The following is a 22212-nucleotide window of genomic DNA, read 5'->3' as shown; positions in this document are numbered from 1 at the left end:
GAGGATCAGTTCAACTGCGCGAACTTTTCCAGCAATTTCAGGCCGGCTTTCTGGCTTTTTTCCGGATGGAATTGGAAGGCGTGGATATTCTGATATTCAATCCCGGACACAAACTCGCGGCCATACTGGGTGGTGGTGACCACGGTATCTGCATTGTCCGGCATCACGTAGTAAGAGTGAACGAAATAAAAATAAGGATGCGGTTCCGCCGGGTCGAACAGCGGCGAACTCTTTTTGAGGTTCAACGTGTTCCAGCCCATGTGCGGCACTTTGAGATCGCTGGCGTCGTCAAAGTCGAATCGGATCACCTTGCCCGGCAGCACACCCAGTCCCGGCACCGTGCCGAACTCGACGCTCTGTTCGAACAGCAACTGCAATCCGAGACAAATGCCAAGGAACGGCTTGCCGCTCTGGATGGACTTGCGAACGGGATCGATCAGGCCCAGCTGGTCGAGATTGGCCATGCAATCCTTGAACGCGCCGACGCCGGGGAGCACAACGGAATGGGCGGAAGCGATGGCCGCCGGATCGCGGGTGACGCAGGCATCGGCGCCGACGGCCTCGAAGGCTTTGTGCACCGACCGCAGGTTGCCCATCCCGTAGTCGATGATGGCGATCATTTACAATTTGCCCTTGGTGGAGGGAATCACGTCCGACCGCGGGTCCAGCGCGCAGGCCTGGTCGAGCGCCTTCGCAAACGCCTTGAACGACGCTTCGACGATATGATGCAGGTTGCTCCAATAGGGCGAGTTCATGTGCAGGGTGATGCCGCTGTTGGCGGAAAACGCCTGGAAGAACTCCGGCACCAACTCCACGTCGAACTGACCGAGTTTGGTTTTGGGGAGGTCGATGTTGAACACGAAAAAGGAACGTCCACTGATATCCACCACGCACTCGGCCAGCGCTTCGTTGAGAGGAACGCTGGAACTGGCAAAACGGCGGATGCCTTTTTTATCGCCCAGCGCCTTGTCGAAGGCCTGCCCCAGGGTGATGCCGACATCCTCCACCGTGTGGTGGAAATCGATCTCGATGTCACCTTTGGCTTTCAGTTGAAGATCGAAATATCCGTGGCGGGTCAGTTGCGCCAACATGTGGTCGAGGAACGGAATGGGGGTCTGAATCTCGCTTTGCCCGCTGCCGTCGATGACCAGGCTGACTTCAATTTCGGTTTCGCTGGTTTTGCGTTTGATCTGGGAGCATCTGTCCATTTACAAGATAGCCGATTTTCTCAGGTCGCTCCTGAGAGGGGGGTTTGCAACGTTTTCTTTATTTCCGTTGGATGAATGATTGTGATTGCCATTGCCCTGATGCCCCATTCCCGCAACCGGGGAAATTTCCATGACCTGATCATAAAAGTCGGAAATGGTTTCGAGCAGGCCGTTGTGGTCTATTTTAAGATCCCGGCGTACCAGCGCAGGCGCTCCGTGCTCGACAACGAGATCGCCCACACCGATGCATTTCACCTGAAACGCCCGTTCGCTTGGCTCCTTATGAAGCGCTTCCAGCACAGCGGAACCGAACCCGCCCTGCACGGAATGTTCCTCCAGAGTCACCATGCACTGCGTGGAATGCGCATAACGCAGAACCAGTTCTTCATCCAACGGTTTGACGAAGCGGGCATTGATGACCGCAACGCTGATGCCTTTTTCTTCGAGTTTCGCCGCCACCTCTTCCGCCGGGCGCACCATGTGGCCATAGGCGATGAGTGCGATGTCCTTGCCATCCTGAATGACCTCGCCCTTGCCGATTTCCAGTTCCTTCATTTTGGGGTCGAGATCGACACCCAACCCCGCTCCCCGCGGGTAACGCAGTGCGGCGGGGCCATCGTGATAGATGGCGGTTTTCAGCATGTGACGCATTTCATTTTCATCTTTCGGCGCCATGATCACCATGTTCGGCAACGTGCGCAGGTACGCGATGTCGTACAGACCCTGATGCGTGGCCCCGTCTTCACCAACGATACCGGCGCGGTCCATGGCGAATACAACCGGAATGTTCATCAGGCAGACATCGTGCACCACCTGGTCGTAGGCCCGCTGCAGAAACGTGGAATAAATGGCCGCAACCGGACGCAGTCCTTTCAGAGCCATGGCCCCGGCGAAGTCCACCGCGTGCTGCTCGGCCATGCCGACGTCGAAGGTCCGTTCCGGAAATTCCTTGCCGAACTTGCTGATGCCCGTGCCGTCCGGCATGGCGGCGGTGATGCCGATGATGCTTTCGTCTTCCTTGGCCAGATCGATCATGGCCTGTGCAAACACCGAGGTGTAGTTCGGGTTCGAGGCTTTCTTGTGAAACGTTCCGGTTTCGATATCAAACGGAGAAGCGCCGTGCCACACATCGGCTTCATCTTCAGCCACTTTATAACCTTTGCCCTTGCGCGTGATGACATGGACCAGCGTCGGTCCCTTCAAATCTTTAATGGACTCAAAGCAATCGATCAACGCTTCCGTGTTGTGTCCGTCCACCGGCCCGATGTAACGGAATCCGAGGTCTTCGAACAACCGCCCGGGGATGAACACACCCTTGATGGCTTCGTCCAGTTTGTGCGCATAGTGGGAGATATCTTTGCCGATGCCCGGAATGGCGAGTAAAAGCTGGTCGATCTCGCGCTTGATCTTGGTCATCACCTGCCCGGTCATGATCTGGCTCAGATGCGCCGACATGCCGCCGACGTTGGTCGAGATCGACATCTCGTTGTCGTTGAGCACCACCACCATGTCGGTCTGCAAATGACCGGTGTGATTCAGGCCTTCAAATGCCATGCCCGCAGTCATCGACCCATCGCCGATGACAGCCAGCACGTTGTAATCTTCTTTTTTCAGGTCGCGCGCCTTGGCGAAGGCCACCGCCGCGGAAATGGACGTGCCGCCGTGGCCGCAATTCCAGTGATCGTGTTCATTCTCTTCACGCTTGGTGAACCCGCTCAATCCATCGTACTGGCGCAGCGTGTGAAACCGTTCCTTGCGTCCGGTCAACAGTTTGTGCACATAACTCTGGTGGCCCACATCCCAGATGAACATGTCTTTGGGGCTTTCATAGACATAGTGCAGGGCGATGGTCAACTCCACCACGCCCATGTTCGAACCCAGGTGCCCCCCCGTTTTGGAAATGGTGTTCAACAGGGCATCGCGAATTTCCGCTGCCAGATCCGGCAGGTCTTCACGGTTCAAACTTTTCACGTCCTGGGGACTGTTGATTTTTTGCAAGAATTTGCTCATAACGATTCCACTTAATTTATTTAAAAACTCCGTTGAACAAAAAAGCGGGCGATTTCCCGGAGAGGATTAGCGCGTTCATCAAAATCACCCAAACTGCTGATGGCCTCCTCCACCAAACTGTCGGCTTTTTTCCTGGATTCCTCCAAGCCGAACAAAGCCGGATACGTTGCCTTGTTTTTACTGACATCGCTGCCGACATCCTTACCCAGTGTTGCCTTGTCACCGACGATATCGAGGATATCATCTATAATTTGAAAGGCCAAACCAATATGTGCCCCGAACCGGGACAGAGCTCCCAATTGCTTTCCATCCGCCCGGCCCAGGATCGCGCCGACCCGGACACAGGATTTGAAAAAGAAGCCCGTTTTGTAAATATGAATGTATTCCAGCGTGGAAGCTTCAATGGGCTTCCCTTCCGATTCCAGGTCCACAACCTGGCCACCGATCACCCCGGTCGAACCCAGCGCCTGAGCCATTTCGTGGGATGCGCGAAGGATGTTCTCGTGTGGGACCGCCTCCATCAAAAAGGCATTGGTCATCAGCACAAACGCCTGGGTGAGCAGCGCATCCCCCGCCAGAATGGCGATGGCTTCCCCAAACACCTTGTGGTTCGTCGGCTTTCCCCGCCGCAGGCTGTCGTTGTCGAGCGCAGGAAGGTCGTCGTGAATCAGCGTGTACGTATGGAGGAACTCCGCCGCCACCGCAAAAGGAAGCACATGATTGCGGTCGCCACCCACCGCTTCCGCTGCGGCAATCAATAAGGTGGGCCTCAGCCGTTTCCCCCCAGCGGACAGGCTGTAGTGCATCGACTCATGGATGCTTACCGGATATGTGTCTGCGTCCGGAAGAAATAAGGGAATCGCCTCATCGATAATTTCCTTGCATTCGGCTAAATAATCTTCGGCGGGCAATGCTTCGTTTTTCCCTTATATCTTATTAAATTTACGGGAGTAATACTTATCCACTATTTTACAAAATAAGATGGTAACACACTTTCAACGGCAGTCAACCTTTATCCGCTCAGGATCTAACACGAAACTAATTGAAAAATAACCTTTTCTAGAGTTTTCCCTAGATGTAGTCGGAACCGGTACCGGGTCCTTACAATCGTATCCGCTTTGGGAATCGAAGCTGTATTTTGCCCGATCGGGCTCTGCCCCCTGGTTGCTTCCGCTCCCGTCCGCGGCACACCGGCTACACGGTGAGGCGAGGCCTCATTGTTGCGCAGGCCGCCGTTTCCCGCCAGCCAGGAAATACCGCAACCCTCCCCTCCTGAAACTTCACCCCGTTCTCGAAAAACTTGGATAGAAAAAACCAACTAATTCGCTGACAGCTTAATAAAATTATGGGGTGTTATGTCCGCATGGTTTTACGTTAGAATCGTTGCCTTAATTTATGCAATGAAGGGCCGTGGGCTCTTTTTCTTTTACTATAAACTTCAACTAAAACCTCCGGTATCGAATTGCCTGATGCCTGCCAATTGGCACTCATCCCCCGGATGAAGACAGGAGCACTTGATGCAAGACTTTACAACGACCTGGGCCGGTTACATTTGCCTCATCGCATTTGTGGCCGGATACTCCCTTGTGGTCCTGGAAGAAAAGATCCACATGCGCAAATCCAAACCAGTGATCCTGGCCGGTTGTTTCATGTGGTTCATCGTCGGCCTTTATCAAGCCCTGAACGGCATTGGTGGCGATGCGGCGCACCACTACATCAAAGAACTGATCGCCGAAATCGGCGAACTGTTTTTCTTTCTGCTGGCCGCGATGACTTACATCAATACCCTGGCAGAGCGCAATGTCTTCAATTCCCTGCGCGCCTGGCTGTTGAGCCGGGGGCTGGGATTCCGCAAGCTGTTCTGGGCGACCGGCATCATCACGTTCTTCCTGTCGCCCCTCGCCGACAACCTGACCAGCGCCCTGCTGATGTCCACGGTCGCGCTCGCTGTCAGCCAGGGCAACCGTCGATTCATCACGCTGGCCTTCATCAACATCGTGGTGGCGGCCAATGCCGGTGGCGCTTACAGTCCGTTCGGTGACATCACCACCCTCATGGTGTGGACCGCCCACAAGGTGGAGACGCAGCAATTCATCTACCTGATCCTGCCTTCGTTTGTGAACTGGATCATCCCGGCGCTTTGCATGTTCCCGTTTCTGCCGAAAGAGTTTCCGGAAGTACCGAAGGAAAGCATCCCGATCAAGGAAGGCGGTAAAGTGGTCATCGTCATGGGTATCCTCACCGTCGCCACCGCCGTCAGTTTTCATCACTTCCTGCACCTGCCACCTTACCTCGGCATGATGTTCGGGCTGGGCGCGTTGATGGTCTATGGATACTTCCTGAAAATCCGGCCGGACAAAAAAGAATACGAAACCGGCCTTTACGGGGAGATCCATAAAAGTGAAACCAAGCGTTTCGACATCTTCAACAAAATCGCCACCGTGGAATTCGACACGCTGCTGTTTTTCTTCGGCGTGTTGACGGCGGTGGGTGCCTTGCAGTATCTGGGATACCTCGCGCTGGTCAGCCAAAACATGTACCAGGCCATCGGCCCCACCTGGTCGAATATCATCGTCGGCATTCTTTCCGCCATCGTGGACAATATTCCCGTCATGTTCGCGGTCCTCAAGATGGACCCGGCAATGGGACTGGACCAGTGGCTGCTGATCACGCTGACCACGGGTACCGGCGGCAGCCTGCTGTCGATCGGGTCCGCCGCCGGTGTGGCGGTCATGGGTGTGGACCGGGCCAACTACACCTTCATCAGCCATCTGAAATGGTCGTGGACCATCGCCCTGGGCTACGCCGCCAGCCTCGTCACCTGGTATCTGGTGACCGGCTCCCTGCGTTGAAATCAGGCGCGGGCGAGGGTGAACACATCCACCCTCTCCGCGCCGGCCTGTTTGAGAACCTTCGTCACTTCGTTGACCGTCGCCCCGGTGGTGAACACGTCGTCCACCACCAGCAGACGGCGGCCGGCAACCGCTTCCGGCTGAGCGACCTGGAACGCGCCACGCACGTTGGCCATGCGCTCGGTCCGGTTTTTGCGCGCCTGCGGTGAAGTGTCCCGCACCCGCACCAGCGTTCCCTCCACCACCGGCAATCGGCACAACCGTGCCATCTGCCGGGCCAGCACGTAGGACTGATCGAATCCCCGCTCCTTCAGTTTTCTGCGATGCAACGGCACCCAGACCACTTGCATATCCTGATAGCGTTCCTCCAACGGGTCGAAGTGCTGCTCCAACAGAGAGGTGATTTCGCGGATGGCGCCGGGATGACTGCGGTACTTGAAAAAGTGCACCAGTTCCTTCAACACCGAGGTGTACACGCCCAGCGACCGCGCCCGGTCGAACCGGTAGGTGTTCTTGCGGCACAGGCCGCATTCGAATTCTTCAGTGGGGTATGCGTACTCCATCTCCGCCGGGCGGCCGCAGGTGGTGCAGAACGGCGGCAGGATGAACGGTACATGGTCGCGGCACAGTTCACACAGGAACTCGCCCTGCCCTTTGCGGTCGAGGCCGCACCCGACGCAGGGGCGTGGAAACAAAACGTCCAGTAAACTTTGCACCCAGGCCATTGCCCCGCTCCCAAAAATATTTTTAAAATTCGCCCAAAATACTATATGTTAATTGGACTATTGTTAAGCACGGAAAATCCGTTTCGGGCGGCCCCCTTCACCTCCAGCGAACCGCAGCCATGAAAAAGAATGCAGACATCATCAAGCTCACCGACAAGCACGTCGCCCACACCTATGGCCGCCTGCCCCTGGCCCTGGTCAAGGGCAAGGGCTGCTACGTCTGGGACGCGGCGGGCAAAAAATATCTCGACTGCGTCACCGGTCTGGCCGTGGACAACCTCGGCCATTGCCATCCGCAAGTGGTCAAGGCGCTGCGCAAACAGGCGGGACAGTTGATCCACGTCTCCAACCTGTACCACATCGAACCGCAATCGTTGCTGGCCCGGGACCTGACGCGGCTGAGTTTTGCCGACAAGGTGTTCTTCTGCAACAGCGGCACCGAGGCCAACGAGGCCGCCATCAAACTGGCGCGCAAGCATTCCGCCGATCAGGGATACAGCGGGCGGCACGAGATCATCACCTTCACCAACTCGTTTCACGGACGGACCCTCGGTTCCTTGAGCGCCACCGCGCAAAAAAAGTTTCATCAGGGATTCAAACCGCTTCTTTCCGGTTTCAAGTACGCGCCTTTCAACGACATCGAAGCGGTGCGCCAAACCGTTTCGGATAAAACCTGCGCCATCCTGGTCGAACCGGTGCAGGGCGAAGGCGGCGTCAACCTGGCGGACAAACAGTTTCTCAAGGAACTGAAACAACTCTGCCGGGACAACAACCTGCTGCTGATTTTCGATGAAGTGCAAACCGGTTTCGGTCGCACCGGCGCATTGTTCGCCTACGAACGGTTTGGCGTGAAGCCGGACGTCATCACCCTCGCCAAGGCGCTGGGCGGCGGTGTCGCGATCGGCGCCATGATGGCGACCAACCCGGTGATGAAATCGTTCGTCCCCGGCACACACGCGGCGACCTTCGGCGGCAATCCACTGGCGTGCGCCGCGGCGCAGGCGGCGCTGAGCGTGGTATCACAAAAAAGTTTTCTCAAAACAGCACGCGAAACGGGCGACTACTTCGCCAAGCAACTGCACGCCCTGGCCCGCAAGCACACCGTCGTCAAGGAAGTGCGCGGCATCGGTTTGATGCTGGCAATGGAACTGAAGGTTTCCGGCGCGCCCGTCCTCAACGATTGCATGGAACGGGGAATTCTGATTAACTGTGTGCAGAGCATGACCTTGAGGTTTCTGCCACCCTTGATCATCACCCGAAAAGAAATCGACACTTTGATCCGGACCCTGTCGGAAAGCCTGTCGCGGCTGGAATCCTGAGCGGCCGCCAACCCGCTTGTGGAGGACGTTCCACATGCACCAGAACATTCGAATTCATCCTTCAAAGAAATCCGGCCGCGCACCGCTCGGCCTTCTGGTTTCGATTTTTCTTGTCGCCGCCTGCCTGCACACCCTCCCCGTCGCGCATGCACAGGAAACGAACACGTCGGACACACCCGTTCAGCAGCAGGACAATGTTCAGAAAATGCTGTTCCTGCTTTCCAAGCAGATCACACAACTGCAATCCCGCCTGAAAGACCTGAATGACATGCCCGCCACCCCTTCCATGAACAAGAAGCGGGAGGACCTGCTGACGCAGATCGATGGCCTTCACCGCAACTTTGAATCACTGGCGACGCAACTGAGCACCGACCAGTTGTTCGAAGGCGACCCCAAAAAATCCGACTGGAGCCAGAAGCTGGAGTCGCTCATCATGCCTCTGCTGGAGGCAACCAGCGACTTGACCGAGAAGCCGCGTAAAATCGAGAACCTCAAAACGCGGATCGAACTGTTGGGAACGCAACTGCGTAATTACGAGGACGGCCGCAAAAACATCGAGAGCCTGCTGGCCACAGCCCGGCAGGAAAGAAAATCGCTGAACGAGCAGGAAGAACAGTTCCTGTCGCGGCTGGAAAATCTGAAAGGCAAATACAACCCGGAACTGATCCGGCTGAAACTCCAGGAAGCGCGGCGCACTCTGAAAAAGGAACTGGCCAACAGCGAACCTTTTATCGACACCGCCACGCGCTCCATCAAAAATTTCTTCAAACACCGCGGCATGAACCTGCTGATCTCGGTCAGCATCTTCGTTGCCATCTGGTACATCCTCATCAAACTGCGCCTGTACATCGTCGGCGAAAAAAGCCTGCTTTCCTTCGAACCGTGGATGCAGAAGGTATTGATGACGGCTTACACCGGCCTGGTGCTGGTGCTGTGCGTCATCTCCAGTCTGGTGTCGCTGTACCTGCTCAACGACTGGCTGCTGCTCAGCATCGTCATCCTGTTCCTGCTGGCGGTGGCGTGGGCATCCCGGCAATTCATCCCGCGCCTGTTTCAGGAAATGCGCCTCGCCCTCAACCTGGGCACGGTCAAGGAAACCGAACGGCTGATCTGGAAAGGCGTGCCCTGGCACGTGGAAAGCATCGGCCTGCAGGCGGCGCTCACCAACCCGGCGCTGGAAGGCGGCAGCGTGCTGCTGCCGGTGGGTGAACTGGTCGGCCAGCACTCTCGCCCGGAAGTCGAATCCGAACCCTGGTTCCCGACCGATGTCGGCGACTGGGCAATCCTCGCCGACGGCACCTACGGACGCGTCCGCCACCAGACCATGGAGCAGGTGGTGCTGGAACTCAAGGGCGGCACCGAACTTTTTTACACCACCACGGATTTTTTATCGAAAACGCCAAAGAACATTTCGCGCGGATTCCGTTACGACATCGTGTTCGGCCTCGATTACGAAACCCAGCCACGGGTGTGCGACGAGATCCCTGAACTGTTCGACAAGGGACTGCGTCAACATCTTCAAAACCGTTTTCAGGACGGGTCGCCGGACTTCACGCATTTGGAAATCACCTTCGACGAAGCCGCGAGCAGTTCCCTGAACCTGCGCATCGTGGTGCACGTGCACGGCCGCTGCGCCGAGTTTTATGACGAGATCAAACGGGAAATCCAGACGGCGCTGGTCCGCATCTGCAACGAGCAGCAACTGCGCATCCCCTTCACCCAGCTTACCGTCAGCCTGCCCGACAGCCTGAAACAACAACTGGGAACCACATCTCCCCGGAAAGACGAGCCACCCCCCCGTGTTTGAATTCGAGATCCAGAAACAGCACACCGCATCGCGGGCGCGGCTGGGTGCCGTCACCACGGTGCACGGTACCATCCACACGCCCGCGTTCATGCCCGTCGGCACGCAGGCGACGGTGAAGGCGCTGTCGCCTGAAGACCTGAAGGACTGCGGCGCGGAAATCATTCTGGGCAACACCTATCATTTGTACCTGCGGCCCGGACACAAACTGATCGAACAACTGGGCGGCCTGCACCGCTTCATGAACTGGGACCGGCCGATCCTCACCGACAGCGGCGGCTACCAGGTGTTCAGCCTCAACGATCTCGCCAAGGTCACCGAGGACGGCGTCACTTTCCGCTCGCACCTCGACGGATCGCTGCACCTGTTATCGCCCGAGCTCGCCGTCGAAATCCAGCAGGCGCTGGGCGCGGACATCATCATGGCCTTCGACGAACCGACGCCGCCCGATGCCAGCGAGACGCAGACGTTGAAGTCGCTGGAGTTGTCCACGCGCTGGGCCGCACGTTGCCGGCAGGCGCACACGCGAGCCGGGCAAACGCTGTTCGGCATCGTGCAGGGCGGCATGTTCAAATCATTGAGAACGGAGAGCGCGCGGCAGACCATCGACCTCGGCTTCAAGGGATACGCCATCGGTGGGTTGAGCGTGGGCGAGGAAAAGGGGGTGATGCTGGAACTGGCGGAACACACCGCGCCGCTTCTACCTGAAGAGGCGCCGCGTTACCTGATGGGTGTGGGCACGCCCGATGATCTGATCGATTGCGTGAAGATGGGAATCGACATGTTCGACTGTGTCCTGCCCACGCGCAACGCCCGCAACGGCACGCTGTACACGAGCCGGGGCAAAGTCAACATCCGCAACGCGCGCCACCGGTCCAGCGACCTGCCGCTCGATCCGGAATGCGCCTGCTACACCTGCACGCATTATTCCCGCGCCTACCTGCGCCACCTGTACGTGGCCGATGAAATCTTCGCCATGCGCCTCAACTCCCTGCACAACATCGCTTTTTTTCAAACGTGGATGAGCGGCATCCGCCGCGCCATCGCGGACGGCCGCCCTCTCGACTGGCGCTTTCCCGAATCCGAGGACTCCGGCAACAACGGCTCCTGAAACAATCAGGCGGAGCCGGGCTTGCGATCGTCGATGACGCCTTTGATCTTGAACTCGTTGAGGATGTAACCGGAGCGTTCGGGGAGAACGCTTTGGATGACGGACTTCAACTCCAGCACCTTGTCCTGCGTCAAATCGTCCAGCAGTTTCCCGAATTGTTTTTCGGGGAAGTAGAGTACCAGATCGAGTCCCGCCTGTTTGTACTGGTAGGCGGCCCCGGCGCGCATGGGGTTATTGCGGATGGGTTTGTATTCGACCATACCGGAGGGCAGGCATTCGATCGCCGTCTGCCAGTAACCCGGCTCTTCTTTCAAGGCCTGCCTCACCCGTGAAAGGAGCTCGCCCCCGTCCATCAATTCGTAGGTATAACTTCTATTGCGTCGCATAAAAATTTATTACCGGTTTATGGTTTCGATGCCTTGGGAGCCGTGGAGGTTGCAGCCGGTTCCACCACGACACTTGTTCCCGCCCGCACCCGCAGCGCAAGAAATAATGGGATCTCCTGCCGCGCCCGGTTTTCCGCTTTGGCGCGTTTGCCCGGCTCGCTGTTTTTGTGTGACGTCCATTCCTCCAGCATGTCCACCTGCAATCCGGCGGCATTGAGCGCGGTGAAATATTCCTGCAGCGAACGGTGGTAGGTCGTCGTGTACACCGTGGACCGCGCCATCGGTGGCGTCAGAATGGGAATCGTGTTGGACGATAGATACAAATCCACCCGGCGGTACATGATTTTCTTTTCCTCGTCCCAGCCCCAGTGCGTCTGTCGTGGAATGCGGAAGCACGGATGCGTGACCACCATCACGAACCGCCCCTGCGGTTTCAACCAGCGGCGCACATTATGGAACACCGGTTCGAGGTGTTCGATGTTTTGAATGGCCAGCAGGCAGGCAATGGCATCGAACGTCCTTCCTTTCAGTGCCTGCGGATCGGCGGCATCGGCGCATTCAAAACGAATGCCGCGCGCGGTTCGTTTCTGTGCCAACCGGATCAATTCCTGCGACACATCGAGGCCGGTCATCTTCATCCCTTTTTGTGACAGGTGCCGCGACAACACGCCCTGACCACAAGCGAGGTCGAGCACCTCCCTCCCTTTTTTCAGATCGAGCAGCCGCTCGGTTCCCGGCAAAACGATGTTCTGCTGATAGTCGCTGCCGTGGAACCCCACCAGCGCGTCGTACCAGCGCGCCGCCTGATCCCACAGCGGCGAGTTCGTCCGCTCACCACTGCGCCCTGCCGTAGAACGGCTGGAGGAACGACGCGTTGAAGCATCCCGGCCGCTGTCACGGCGCGGACGGGGAGACTTTGAAGATTTCGGGGGTTTTGCCAAGAGTGCCATCCCTTTCGAAAAGAGGGCTTGCCAGTTAAAAATTAACGCTTTATAATTCAAAGGGTTATTGAAATAAAATAATGACCGGGCTCGTCAATCTTACCACACGAGGTTCGAACATGAAACGCCACACCCCTTTGCGCATTCTGCTCGGCAGTTTGCTTGCCTTCATGACCGTCCTGACGTTCCAGGCCTGCGCCACGGTGCCGCAGGAACGGCTGGAAGACCTGGAGACCATCACCCGCGTGTACAACAACTTTTTTGAAAGCCGGCATCCCGATGGGGGGGTCGCTTATGTGCGGGACGACTTGAAGGCCACATACCTCATGCAATACGCCCAAATCAAGAACCGGGTGACGTTTGGCCCCAGCCAGCGCATCAACCAGGCCTTGTACAAAGATGACGAACTGGTACCCTTGACGGAACAGGTGCTGGATGCCGATCAACCTCCGTTCAACAAGGCGGTGATCACCATGCGCTATGAAGTGGCGACCAAACCGAGCAACCGCGTTCGCACCGTGGTGTACGATCAGCATTGGTATCTTGAAAACGGACGCTGGGTGCTGGTGCCCGATCTCGACCCCTTTCTGAAATAATCGCCGCCGTCACACCACCACTTCCACCTGCCGGTGGAGCGAAACCGAGGACGCGGTGACACGGCAGTTGTAACCATACAACTCCACCCCGGCGGCCCGTGCCCGGCGCAGGGCCTCGCCGAATTGCGGGTCGATGGCGTCGTAACTGGTGATGCGCCGTGTGTCGGACCGTTGCGACACAAACACCACCGCCGCGCGGTTCCCCTTCCCCTTGAGCTCGATCAACTCTTCGAGATGACGGCGGCCGCGTTCCGTCGGCGCGTCCGGAAACTTGCCGACGGTGTTCTCCACGCAACTGACCGACTTGACTTCCACGTAGCAATCCTGTTCGCCAAACCGCAACCGGAAATCGAAACGGCTTTTGCCGTGCTTGACCTCGGCATCGAAGCGGTCGAATCCCTGCAACCCATCGAGGACGTTGCGCTGCAACGCATCGCGAATGAGTGCATTGGCGAACACGGGATACACCGAGACCCAGATGCGGCCGTGCCGTACCAGCACCAGGCTGTAATCGGTTTTACGCTTGGGGCCGGGGTTGTGGATCAATCGCACGTGGCGGCCGGGTATCATGAGACCGGGCAGGCGGCCGGGATCGGGCACGTGCGCCGGTACGGTGTTTCCGTCCACCACCACGTGCGCCAGATAGCGGTTGGGCCGTTCCTGAAACGTGCCGTCCACAATGCGCGGTCCCAGTTTCATGTCTGGAGTTGAAAAGTCAGGGCAGGGTGGGAAAAGGCATCAATGTCCGCCCCCTCCCCCTTCCGAATGGATTTGAACGGTCTTCTCGATGTGAAGGGCTTTGTGAACCGAGGCCGTCATGGTGTCGATGAACGGCTTGGGATAGAGCCCGATGAACAGGATCAGGATGCAGGCCGGAACCAAAAGGCCCGCTTCCATTTCGCTGACGTCCTTCAGACCGGCGGGCAGGTTTTTACCCTTTTCCTGCATCGCGCCCTGAAACATGAACAGCATGTAAATGGCTGCGAAGACAATGGTCAATCCCGCGCCCAGCACAAACAGCACCGCCATGTCTTTCAGGATGGATGACGTCCACACGCCTAACAGGATCAAAAACTCGCCGACAAACCCGTTGAGGCCCGGCAGGCCCAGCGCCGCCAGCGTGATCAGCATGAACATGCCGTACAGGATGGGCATGGATTTCTTGAGCCCGGAAAATTCGTCGAGGTTGCGCGTGCCCAGCCGTTGCTCAATGATGCCAACGATGATGAACAGGGCGGCGGCGATGATGCCATGATTCACCATCTGCAACACGCTGCCTTCCATGCCGTTGCCATTGACCGCGAAGATGCCGAGCACCACAAAGCCGAGATGGCTGATGCTGGAATACGCAACGAGCGCTTTCAGATCTTTCTGCGCGATGGCGATCCAGGCGCCATAAATGATGCCACCCACCGCAGCGGCAGCGATCCACGTGCCCCAGTCATGAATGACATCGGGGAACAGCGGCAGGCAAAACCGGATCAGTCCGTACGCGCCGGTCTTGGACATGGCGCCGGTGACGAGGATCAGCACCGGAATCGGACACGAGACATACGCGTGCGGCAGCCAGCTGTGAAACGGAAACACCGGCACTTTGATCGCAAACGCCAGAAAGAAAAACAGGAACATGATCAGCTGCTCGCTGCCGGCCGGCACGGCGGTATGCACCAGGGTCTGGATGTCGAACGTCAATTCGTGCGTCGCGGTGTAGTGCATGACCGTGAGCCAGATCATGCCCACCAGCATCAACAGGCTGCCCACCAGCGTGTAGAGGACAAACTTGGTGGTGGCGTACACGCGGCGGCCTTCGCCCCACAAACCGATGAGAAAATATGTGGGAATCAACATCACTTCCCAGAACACGTAAAACAGAATCAGGTCGAGGGAAACGAACACGCCCAGCATACCCGTTTCGAGAAGCAGAATGAGAGCGAGGAAGTATTTCGGATTCTCAGCCTGCCCGGCGGAAAAGCGCACCGCCATGATCGACAGGAACGCGGTCAGCACCACCATCCACAGGCTGATGCCATCGACACCGATCATGAAATGGATGTTCAGCAACGCCACCCACTGAAAGGAGTTGACGTACTGCATCTCCGGGTTGGTCGCATCGTAACCGAACAGCAGAACCAGCGAGCCCAGAAACGTCAGCAGCACGGCGATGGTCGCCGTCTTCTGAATGGTCGCCGCCTTGTTCCCGTCCGTGAACAGGATCAGGATGGCCGCTACCAGCGGTATCAATAAAACCGTAGTCAACATGACGTTTCCGAATTCCTTTCGTTACAGGAAAATCACGAACAGCAGCACGGTGATCACCCCTGCAACCATATTGAGGGCATAGAGGCGCACGTTGCCGGACTGCCAGAGGCTGATCTGACGGCTGACCTCGCGCATCTGCGCGCCCACCTGATCGACCGAAAAGTCGATGCCGTATTTCTCGGCGCGTTCTTCCAGAAGTTTGCCGGTGGCCTTGACGGGTTTGACGATCAACAGATCGTACAACTCGTCCACATAATATTTGTTGTAAAGCAGGTCATGCACGGGAGCAAGCACCTGCTGCAGGAAACCCAGTTGACCGCTGCCGGTCATGAACAACCCCAGCGCGCCGAGAATGCCGAGCAGGGCAACAACCAGCGGCACCGTTTCGAGAACGATGTTTTCATGATGCACCGGGATGGCGCCGCCGAACACCGGTGCGAGAAACGAATCCACGGAATGCCCGAACACGCCGCCCAGAATGGAAAACACGGCGAGGATCAACAACGGCCCGGTCATCACCAAAGGCGACTCATGCGGATGTGCGGTCGGCGTGCGCAGCTTGCCCAGGAACGTGTAGAAGAACAGGCGGAACGTATAGAATCCGGTCAATCCCGTCGCCACCACCGCCATCAGCCAGAACAGCCAGTTGCCGTACTCTTCCGCGAAGAGCGAGTGCATGATGATGGCTTCCTTGCTGAAGAATCCGGCGGTCAGCGGAAACCCGGTGAGGGCCAGGGACGCGACCAGGAACGTGCCGCAGGTAATGGGCATCGACCGCATGAGGCCGCCCATTTTGCGAATATCCTGTTCGTCGCTCATGGCGTGGATGACGCTGCCTGCGCCCAGGAACAACAACGCCTTGAAAAAGGCGTGCGTCATCAGGTGAAACATGCCGGCGCTGAACACGCCCACGCCCACCGCCAGAAACATGTAACCGATCTGACTCATCGTCGAATACGCGATGATGCGTTTGATGTCGTATTGCACAAGCGCAATGGTGCCCGCGAAAATCGCGGTGCCCGCACCGACAAACGCGATGAAATACATCACCCACGGAGCCAGCGAATACAGTGCATGGCAACGCGCCACCAGGTACACGCCTGCGGTGACCATGGTCGCGGCGTGAATGAGTGCACTGACCGGCGTCGGGCCTTCCATCGCGTCGGGCAGCCAGGTGTGCAGCGGCAACTGTGCCGACTTGGCGAACGCACCCAGCAACAGCAGCAGGGTGATCATCAGGATCGGACCTTCATTCGGGATGAAGCCCGTCTGCGTCTGCTGAAACACTTCCGTGTAGCGGAGCGATCCGAACCGTTCAAAAATCATGAACGCACCGATCACCATGCCGACGTCACCGATGACGTTCATCACGAACGCCTTGCGTGCCGCCAGCACCGCCGAGCGTTTTTCCGTCCAGAACCCGATCAACAGGTACGAGGCCAGCCCGACCAGCGCCCAGCCGACGATGAGGAAAAAGAAATCCGCCGCCAGCACCAGCACCGACATCGAAAAGATGAACAGGTTCATGTACGAGAAGAACCGGGCGTATTCCGGGTCGTCGTGCATGTAACCGATGGAATAGACGTGGATGACAAATCCCACACCGGTCACCACCAGCAGCATGAAAATGGAAAGCCGGTCCACGAGGATGGCGAGGTCCAGCTTGAAGGTGTCGGATTCGATCCAGTGATAAAGGACCTCGACAGAACCGCCGGCTTCGCCTTCGCCTGCGGCCATGCCCGCGAAGATGAGCAGAACCACGCCAAAAGCCGCGCCGATGGAGGCGCTGCCGATCCAGCCCACCCAGCTTTTGGGCAGCCGCGATCCGAACCAGCTCAGGCCAAGAAATCCGAGCAGCGGAAACAACAATATGAGCCAGGCGATCGAATGCAACGGCTTATCCTTTCAACACGTCGATGTGATCGACGTTGAGATCGTGGCGCGTTCGAAAAATCGTAAGGATGATTGCCAGACCGACCACCACTTCCGCGGCGGCCACCGTCATGATGATCAACGCGAAAATCTGTCCGTCCAAAGACTGCAACTCACGCGAATACCCGACCAGCAGGAAGTTGACCGCATTCAGCATCAACTCCACCGACATGAACATGACCAGCGGGTTCTTGCGGATCAGAAAACCCACCGCGCCCACGGAAAACATGGCGGCACTGACGAACAGGACGAATTCAGTTTCCATAAAGTTACCTCGTGGTGCGCCTTCGGATCGGGCGGTAATGAAACTTGGCCAGGGTGATGATGCCGACCGCGGCGACCAGCAACAGCAGCGAAGCCAGTTCGAACGGGACGATGTGTTTGGAAAACAGTTCGATGCCGATGGCCTTGGCGGACCCGACTTCATCCAGCAATTCCGGGGTGATGTTGCCGGTGACGGGGCGGTTGCCGCCGATGCGCAGCGTCATCAGCAATTCGCAGAACAACGCGCCGACGAAGGCGAATCCAGCCATCGTTTGCAGGTTCAATTCCGGCGCTTCCTTGTGCGCGCCCAGCAGAGCTATGATGAACAGGAATAGAATCATCACCGCTCCGGCATACACCACGACCTGCACGGCGGCCAGGAACTCGGCGTTGTATAAAAGAAACAACATCGCCAGGCAAACCATGTTGCCGATCAGAAACAGCGCAGAATAGACGGGATTGGTGCAGAGAATGACGCCCAGCGAGGCCAGAAGGGCCGTCATGCCGACGGCAAAAATCACTGTCTGATAAAACAGATCGAAGACGACTTCCTGCGGCAGGTTGAAATTCAATGCCTGCTCCAGCATTTCCATCACGATGTGATGCTCTCCTCTCCTTCAACCGCCCGGGAGCGAATAAAAAAAATCCCCAGTTGGGTGAACGTCCGGGACCCTCTCCGGACGATGATCGCGTCATGGCGAAGCGCTTGCGCCGCCCCGCTTGTTTTTTTTGTGGAAGAAACCGTTCCCTAGGCGGGAATCATTTCTTGTTCACCACGCTGGTGTTGCCGAGAAAATTCACCCGGAACTCGTTGGGTTCGGGGTACACCAGCAGGTCTTCCTTGGTGGCAATGTATTGCTTCCGATCATAATCGGCCAACTCGTAATGCTCGCGCAGCACCACCGCATCCACCGGGCACGCCTCCTCGCAGAACCCGCAGTAAATGCAGCGCAGCAGATTGATCTCGTACACTTCGGCGTAGCGCTCGCCGGGAGAAACCGGATGATCGGGATCGTTCTCGGCGGCAACGACATGGATGCAGCCGACCGGGCAATTGATGGAGCACAGGCTGCACCCGATGCATTTTTCCAGGCCGTTTTCGTCGCGGTTCAGGAAATGCCGTCCGCGGTAGCGTTCCGGCATGATGCGCTTCACTTCCGGATAGCTGAACGTGGTCGGCTTGGACACCATGTTGCGGAAGGTGACCCCCATACCGATCAACAGGTTCTTGGCTCCATTGAATACGGCTTGTAACATAAAAAAATCCTAAAAATTCAGAGTACTTTGATGAAACTGTACACCAGCATGTTCACCAGCGAGAGCGGCAGCAGGAATTTCCAGCCGAACGCCATCAACCGGTCGTAACGGATGCGCGGGAACGTGGAGCGCAACCAGATGAACACGCACAACAGCCCGAACACTTTCAGGCCGAACCAGACGAACGGCACGTCCGGCAGCACATACCCGTGCCAGCCACCCAGAAACATCAGCGTGATCAGCGCGCTCATGGTGATCATGTTGACGTACTCGCCCATGAAAAACATGGCGAACTTCATGCCCGAATACTCGGTGAAAAACCCGGCCACCAGTTCCTGCTCCGCTTCCGGCAGGTCGAACGGGGCGCGGTTGGTCTCCGCCACGCCGGCAATGAAAAACAAAAGAAACGCCAACGGCTGCGTCACGATGTTGGGCAGCGTCGCCTGGTCGTTCACAATATCGATCAGGCTGAGCGAACCGCTCATGATGATGACGCTCAACGCCGCCAGGCCCAGCGTCAATTCGTAACTGATCATCTGCGCCGAGGAGCGCAGCCCGCCCATCAGCGAATACTTGTTGTTCGACGACAACCCCGCCAGCACGATGCCGTAAATGCCCATCGACGAAATGGCGAAGATGAACAGGATGCCGATGTTCAGGTTGGCGCCCCACATGCCGACTTCCTGTCCGAAGATGGTGATGCTTTCTCCGAACGGAATCGCCGAAAACGTAACGATTGCCGTGAACACCACAATCGACGGCGCCAATAAAAACAGAAACCGGTCGGCGGACTTCTGAATGATCTCTTCTTTAAAGAGCAGCTTGATCGAGTCGGCCAATCCCTGCGCCAGGCCGAACGGCCCAACGCGGTTGGGTCCGAGCCGCACCTGGAAACGCCCCATCAACCGCCGCTCCAGCCACACCAGAGCCGGGACCGTTGTCAGCAGGCCGATCACGATGATCACCGCCTTGATGATCCCGATCCAAAGATAGGCGTAGGACGCCAGAAACTCAGTGATGCTGTCGATCAATTGTGACTTCCCTTTCCCTGACTACTTTCTGATCTGAACCCAGGCAACGTTCTGCCCCGGAGCCCTGAGACCCGCCACGCGTTGCTCGTCGGAAACCCTGGGCAACACCACCGAACCGGGATTGCAACGGTTGGAAATCACCACTTCCGCCTTCACTTCGTGACCGTTGCCGACCACCGTCACCTCCTGCTCGGCCTTGAGGCCGAGCCGTGCGGCATCCTCGGCGTGCAGGTGCACCGTGGACGGCTGGAACTGATGCGCAAGATGCGACTCCGCGTCCAGAATTTTATCGTGACGGAACAACACCTCGGCCATGCGCAATTTCAGCAGGTCGCCGGAGGCGTTCGCCGCCGTACTTTCCGGAGCCGGGGCTGCGCCGTTGGCATGAGCCACCGCGGCGCGGTTGAGTCCGGCTTTGCGGATCGTCTTCTGCCGGATCTCGGCGTAGCCATTCACCTTTTCCGCGATTTCGGCGGTGACTTCCCACGCCGTCTTGTGTTTCCACTCCGCGCCCAGCGCCTTCGCCAGCGTGGACACGATCTTCCAGTCCGATGGGTTCTCGGCGTTGAGGCCTTTTTTGCGCATCTGCACCCGCGCGCCGATGCTGGTCGTGGTGCCTTCATCGAAACCGGGACCGTTGGACGGGATCACGTAATCCGCCAACGCCGCCGTTTCCGTTTCCATCATGTCGTGCACCACCAGCAGATCCAGTTTGGAAAGCGCCTGCTGCACCGTGTCCGCGCCGGGGAAATCCACCACCGGATTGTTGCGGAACACCACCAGCGCCTTGAGTTCGCCGGATGCCGCCTTCTCGATCATCTGCAAGGCGGTGAGTCCCGGTTCCAAGGGCGCCGTCTCACCCCACTTTTCGCGGATCACATCGGCCTGCGCGAGGTCGAGTCCGCCGGGATAACAATCCGGCAGCACGCCCATGTCCATGGCCCCCAACGCGTTGGTCACCGGCGCGGCAGGCAGCGCGCCACAGTCCACATCCGGCAACTCGTTGATCGTTTTCAATAACTGTTTGAGCGTTTTCACCGAGGACCCCGTCAACGCAGCGGGATTGTACACGACGCTGACTTTTTTGCTGGCGCGGATTTTATCGGCCAACGCCTGAATACGGTCCGGAGCCACACCGGTTTGCGTCTGCACCCCGCCCGCCGGGGCCGTGCCACCCAGTGCATCCTGCAGGACGGAGAACAACACGGCATCGGTGCCGACGTCGTAGCGGAGGGACAAGGAGGCGTATTTATCCATCAAGGTATTCTGATCGTTCAACACCACCATCTCGACACCCAGTTGCGTGACCGCCTTTTTGAGACGCAGGTCGAGGATCGGCAACTCCTCCGTCGGGTCGCTGGCGATCACGACAATCAGCTTGCTCGACTCGATGTCGAGCATGTCGAAGTTCGGCACCGGCAGACCCGGCGTGTCCACATAGGTTTTGTGGTCGATGTTGTTCGTGCCCAACTGTTCGCGGAACAGTTTCTGGTAGAGGTACAGCTCTTCGTTGAGTCCGTAACCGGAACCGATGAAGCCGACGCTGTTCGGTCCGTGCGCCTCGACGATCTTCTTGAGACCCCCGGCCACCTCGCGGCAGGCATCCTGCGCCGAAATCGGATCGTGCAATCCTTTTTTGCGCGCATGCGGGATGCGGTTTTTGCTTTTGGTGAAATCGTAACCCCAGCGCGCCTTGTCGCAGATCCAGCCATCGTCCACCGCATCGTTCGGTGTTTCCGGCGTGGTGACGCGGCGCATCTCGTTGAGGCGCGTGCCGAGGATCATGTTGCAGTTGCAGGCGCAGTGACCGCACAGGGTTTTGGTGTTGTCCAAATCCCAGGTGCGGGCGGTGAACCGGAAATCGGTGTTGGTCAGCGCGCCGACCGGACAGATGTCGATGACGTTGCCGGAAAACCGCGTGTCGTACGGGCGGTCGTTGAAGGTAGAGACGCGGTTCTGAAACCCGCGATGGCGCATGACCAGCGCCTGATCCTTTTCGATGATGTCGCTGTAACGCGTGCAGCGCTGGCAGGCAATGCAGCGTTCGCGGTCGATGGTGATGACCGGCGACAGCGGCGTCGCCTTGTCGCGGTTGAACCGCTCATACTGCATGCGCGTGTCGGGCGGGCCGAACTTGAACGTGTTGTCCTGCAGCGGACACTCGCCGCCCTTGTCGCACACCGGACAGTCCAGAGGATGGTTGAGCAGCGTGAACTCGAGCACGCCCTGCTGCGCCTTTTCCACTTTCTGCGTGTTGGTGCGCACCACCATGCCTTCACTGACCTGCAAGGTGCAGGCGGTGGCCATCTTCGGCATCTTTTCGACTTCCACCATGCACATGCGGCAGCAGCCGAACGGCCCCAGTTTTTCGTGATAACAGAAAACGGGGATTTCGATGTCCACGGTCTTGGCCGCATCCACCACCACCATGCCCTTGGGAACGGTGACAACCTGACCGTCGATGGTCAGCGTGACGGTTTCCTGCCGAGTCTGGGTTTCCATAAATTATAAACCTGT

At 57.8% G+C, this 22212-nt stretch carries 20 protein-coding genes; 5 read left to right on the top strand and 15 right to left on the bottom strand.

Translation table 11 applies throughout. The features are described from left to right. Positions 1-5: 5 nt before the first annotated feature. Genes hisH through QML71_RS04800 form a run of 4 tightly spaced genes read right to left on the bottom strand, consistent with a single transcriptional unit; the run spans position 6 to position 4129 of the window. Positions 6-620 carry an imidazole glycerol phosphate synthase subunit HisH gene (hisH, locus tag QML71_RS04815; RefSeq protein ID WP_282010773.1) on the bottom strand — a complete coding sequence of 205 codons (615 nt, stop codon included), beginning with the start codon at positions 618-620 and terminating at the stop codon, positions 6-8. After that, positions 621-1208 carry an imidazoleglycerol-phosphate dehydratase HisB gene (gene hisB, locus QML71_RS04810; protein WP_282010772.1) on the bottom strand — a complete coding sequence of 196 codons (588 nt, stop codon included), beginning with the start codon at positions 1206-1208 and terminating at the stop codon, positions 621-623. After that, positions 1209-3218 carry a 1-deoxy-D-xylulose-5-phosphate synthase gene (dxs, locus tag QML71_RS04805; protein ID WP_282010771.1) on the bottom strand — a complete coding sequence of 670 codons (2010 nt, stop codon included), beginning with the start codon at positions 3216-3218 and terminating at the stop codon, positions 1209-1211. 20 nt (positions 3219-3238) lie between these two features. Beyond that, positions 3239-4129 (bottom strand): polyprenyl synthetase family protein, encoded by an 891-nt coding sequence (locus QML71_RS04800; RefSeq protein WP_282010770.1) that lies wholly within the window; start codon positions 4127-4129, stop codon positions 3239-3241. 606 nt (positions 4130-4735) lie between these two features. Between QML71_RS04800 and nhaD the strand changes: the two genes are divergently transcribed. Beyond that, positions 4736-6070 carry a sodium:proton antiporter NhaD gene (gene nhaD / locus QML71_RS04795; protein WP_282010769.1) on the top strand — a complete coding sequence of 445 codons (1335 nt, stop codon included), beginning with the start codon at positions 4736-4738 and terminating at the stop codon, positions 6068-6070. 2 nt (positions 6071-6072) lie between these two features. On the opposite strand, the gene QML71_RS04790 is transcribed toward nhaD, so the two are convergent. Further along, complete coding sequence (locus tag QML71_RS04790; RefSeq protein WP_282010768.1) at positions 6073-6795, bottom strand: ComF family protein; 723 nt, start codon at positions 6793-6795, stop codon at positions 6073-6075. Between the two features lie 119 nt (positions 6796-6914). On the opposite strand from QML71_RS04790, the gene QML71_RS04785 reads away from it, so the two are divergent. Genes QML71_RS04785 through tgt form a run of 3 tightly spaced genes read left to right on the top strand, consistent with a single transcriptional unit; the run spans position 6915 to position 11029 of the window. After that, entirely contained in the window at positions 6915-8114 is a 1200-nt protein-coding gene (locus QML71_RS04785) for an aspartate aminotransferase family protein (protein WP_282010767.1), read from the top strand. Positions 8115-8148: 34 nt separating this feature from the next. Next, positions 8149-9921, top strand: a complete 1773-nt coding sequence (locus QML71_RS04780) for a hypothetical protein (RefSeq protein WP_282010766.1) — start codon at positions 8149-8151, stop codon at positions 9919-9921. After that, the gene (gene tgt, locus QML71_RS04775) at positions 9914-11029 is read left to right on the top strand and encodes a tRNA guanosine(34) transglycosylase Tgt (protein ID WP_282010765.1); all 1116 of its coding nucleotides are present in this window, start codon (positions 9914-9916) and stop codon (positions 11027-11029) included. Before QML71_RS04780 ends, tgt begins: the two co-directional genes overlap by 8 nt. A 5-nt stretch (positions 11030-11034) precedes the next feature. Here tgt and QML71_RS04770 read toward each other — a convergent pair whose 3' ends face one another. Beyond that, positions 11035-11415 (bottom strand): hypothetical protein, encoded by a 381-nt coding sequence (locus QML71_RS04770; protein ID WP_282010764.1) that lies wholly within the window; start codon positions 11413-11415, stop codon positions 11035-11037. Between the two features lie 17 nt (positions 11416-11432). Further along, positions 11433-12356 carry a class I SAM-dependent methyltransferase gene (locus QML71_RS04765; RefSeq protein ID WP_282010763.1) on the bottom strand — a complete coding sequence of 308 codons (924 nt, stop codon included), beginning with the start codon at positions 12354-12356 and terminating at the stop codon, positions 11433-11435. Between the two features lie 119 nt (positions 12357-12475). Between QML71_RS04765 and QML71_RS04760 the strand changes: the two genes are divergently transcribed. After that, complete coding sequence (locus tag QML71_RS04760; protein ID WP_282010762.1) at positions 12476-12952, top strand: hypothetical protein; 477 nt, start codon at positions 12476-12478, stop codon at positions 12950-12952. A 9-nt stretch (positions 12953-12961) separates the two neighbouring features. Here the strand turns inward: QML71_RS04760 and sfsA are convergent, their stop codons facing one another. The 8 genes from sfsA to QML71_RS04720 form a co-directional block, all read right to left on the bottom strand. Further along, a complete protein-coding gene (gene sfsA, locus QML71_RS04755) occupies positions 12962-13651 on the bottom strand; it encodes a DNA/RNA nuclease SfsA (RefSeq protein WP_282010761.1) in 690 nt (229 codons plus the stop codon). A 39-nt stretch (positions 13652-13690) separates the two neighbouring features. Beyond that, positions 13691-15211: a complex I subunit 4 family protein gene (locus tag QML71_RS04750; protein ID WP_282010760.1), complete on the bottom strand. Its 1521-nt coding sequence runs from the start codon at positions 15209-15211 to the stop codon at positions 13691-13693. Between the two features lie 21 nt (positions 15212-15232). Beyond that, positions 15233-17104, bottom strand: coding sequence for an NADH-quinone oxidoreductase subunit L (gene nuoL / locus QML71_RS04745; RefSeq protein WP_282010759.1), 1872 nt, complete (start codon positions 17102-17104; stop codon positions 15233-15235). 4 nt (positions 17105-17108) lie between these two features. Next, positions 17109-17408, bottom strand: a complete 300-nt coding sequence (nuoK, locus tag QML71_RS04740; RefSeq protein WP_282010758.1) for an NADH-quinone oxidoreductase subunit NuoK — start codon at positions 17406-17408, stop codon at positions 17109-17111. A 4-nt stretch (positions 17409-17412) separates the two neighbouring features. Next, the gene (locus QML71_RS04735) at positions 17413-18000 is read right to left on the bottom strand and encodes an NADH-quinone oxidoreductase subunit J (protein WP_282012576.1); all 588 of its coding nucleotides are present in this window, start codon (positions 17998-18000) and stop codon (positions 17413-17415) included. A gap of 166 nt (positions 18001-18166) precedes the next feature. Beyond that, positions 18167-18664 carry an NADH-quinone oxidoreductase subunit NuoI gene (gene nuoI, locus QML71_RS04730; protein WP_282010757.1) on the bottom strand — a complete coding sequence of 166 codons (498 nt, stop codon included), beginning with the start codon at positions 18662-18664 and terminating at the stop codon, positions 18167-18169. Positions 18665-18681: 17 nt separating this feature from the next. Beyond that, on the bottom strand, positions 18682-19695 hold the full coding sequence (gene nuoH / locus QML71_RS04725; RefSeq protein WP_282010756.1) for an NADH-quinone oxidoreductase subunit NuoH: 1014 nt from the start codon (positions 19693-19695) through the stop codon (positions 18682-18684). Between the two features lie 21 nt (positions 19696-19716). Next, a complete protein-coding gene (locus QML71_RS04720; RefSeq protein ID WP_282010755.1) occupies positions 19717-22197 on the bottom strand; it encodes a molybdopterin-dependent oxidoreductase in 2481 nt (826 codons plus the stop codon). Between the last annotated feature and the right edge of the window lie 15 nt (positions 22198-22212).

The organism is Nitrospina watsonii (assembly GCF_946900835.1).
GTDB classification, from domain to species: domain Bacteria; phylum Nitrospinota; class Nitrospinia; order Nitrospinales; family Nitrospinaceae; genus Nitrospina; species Nitrospina watsonii.
Note: the sequence above shows the minus strand (reverse complement) of the source record. Positions and strands in the feature narration are given on the sequence as shown.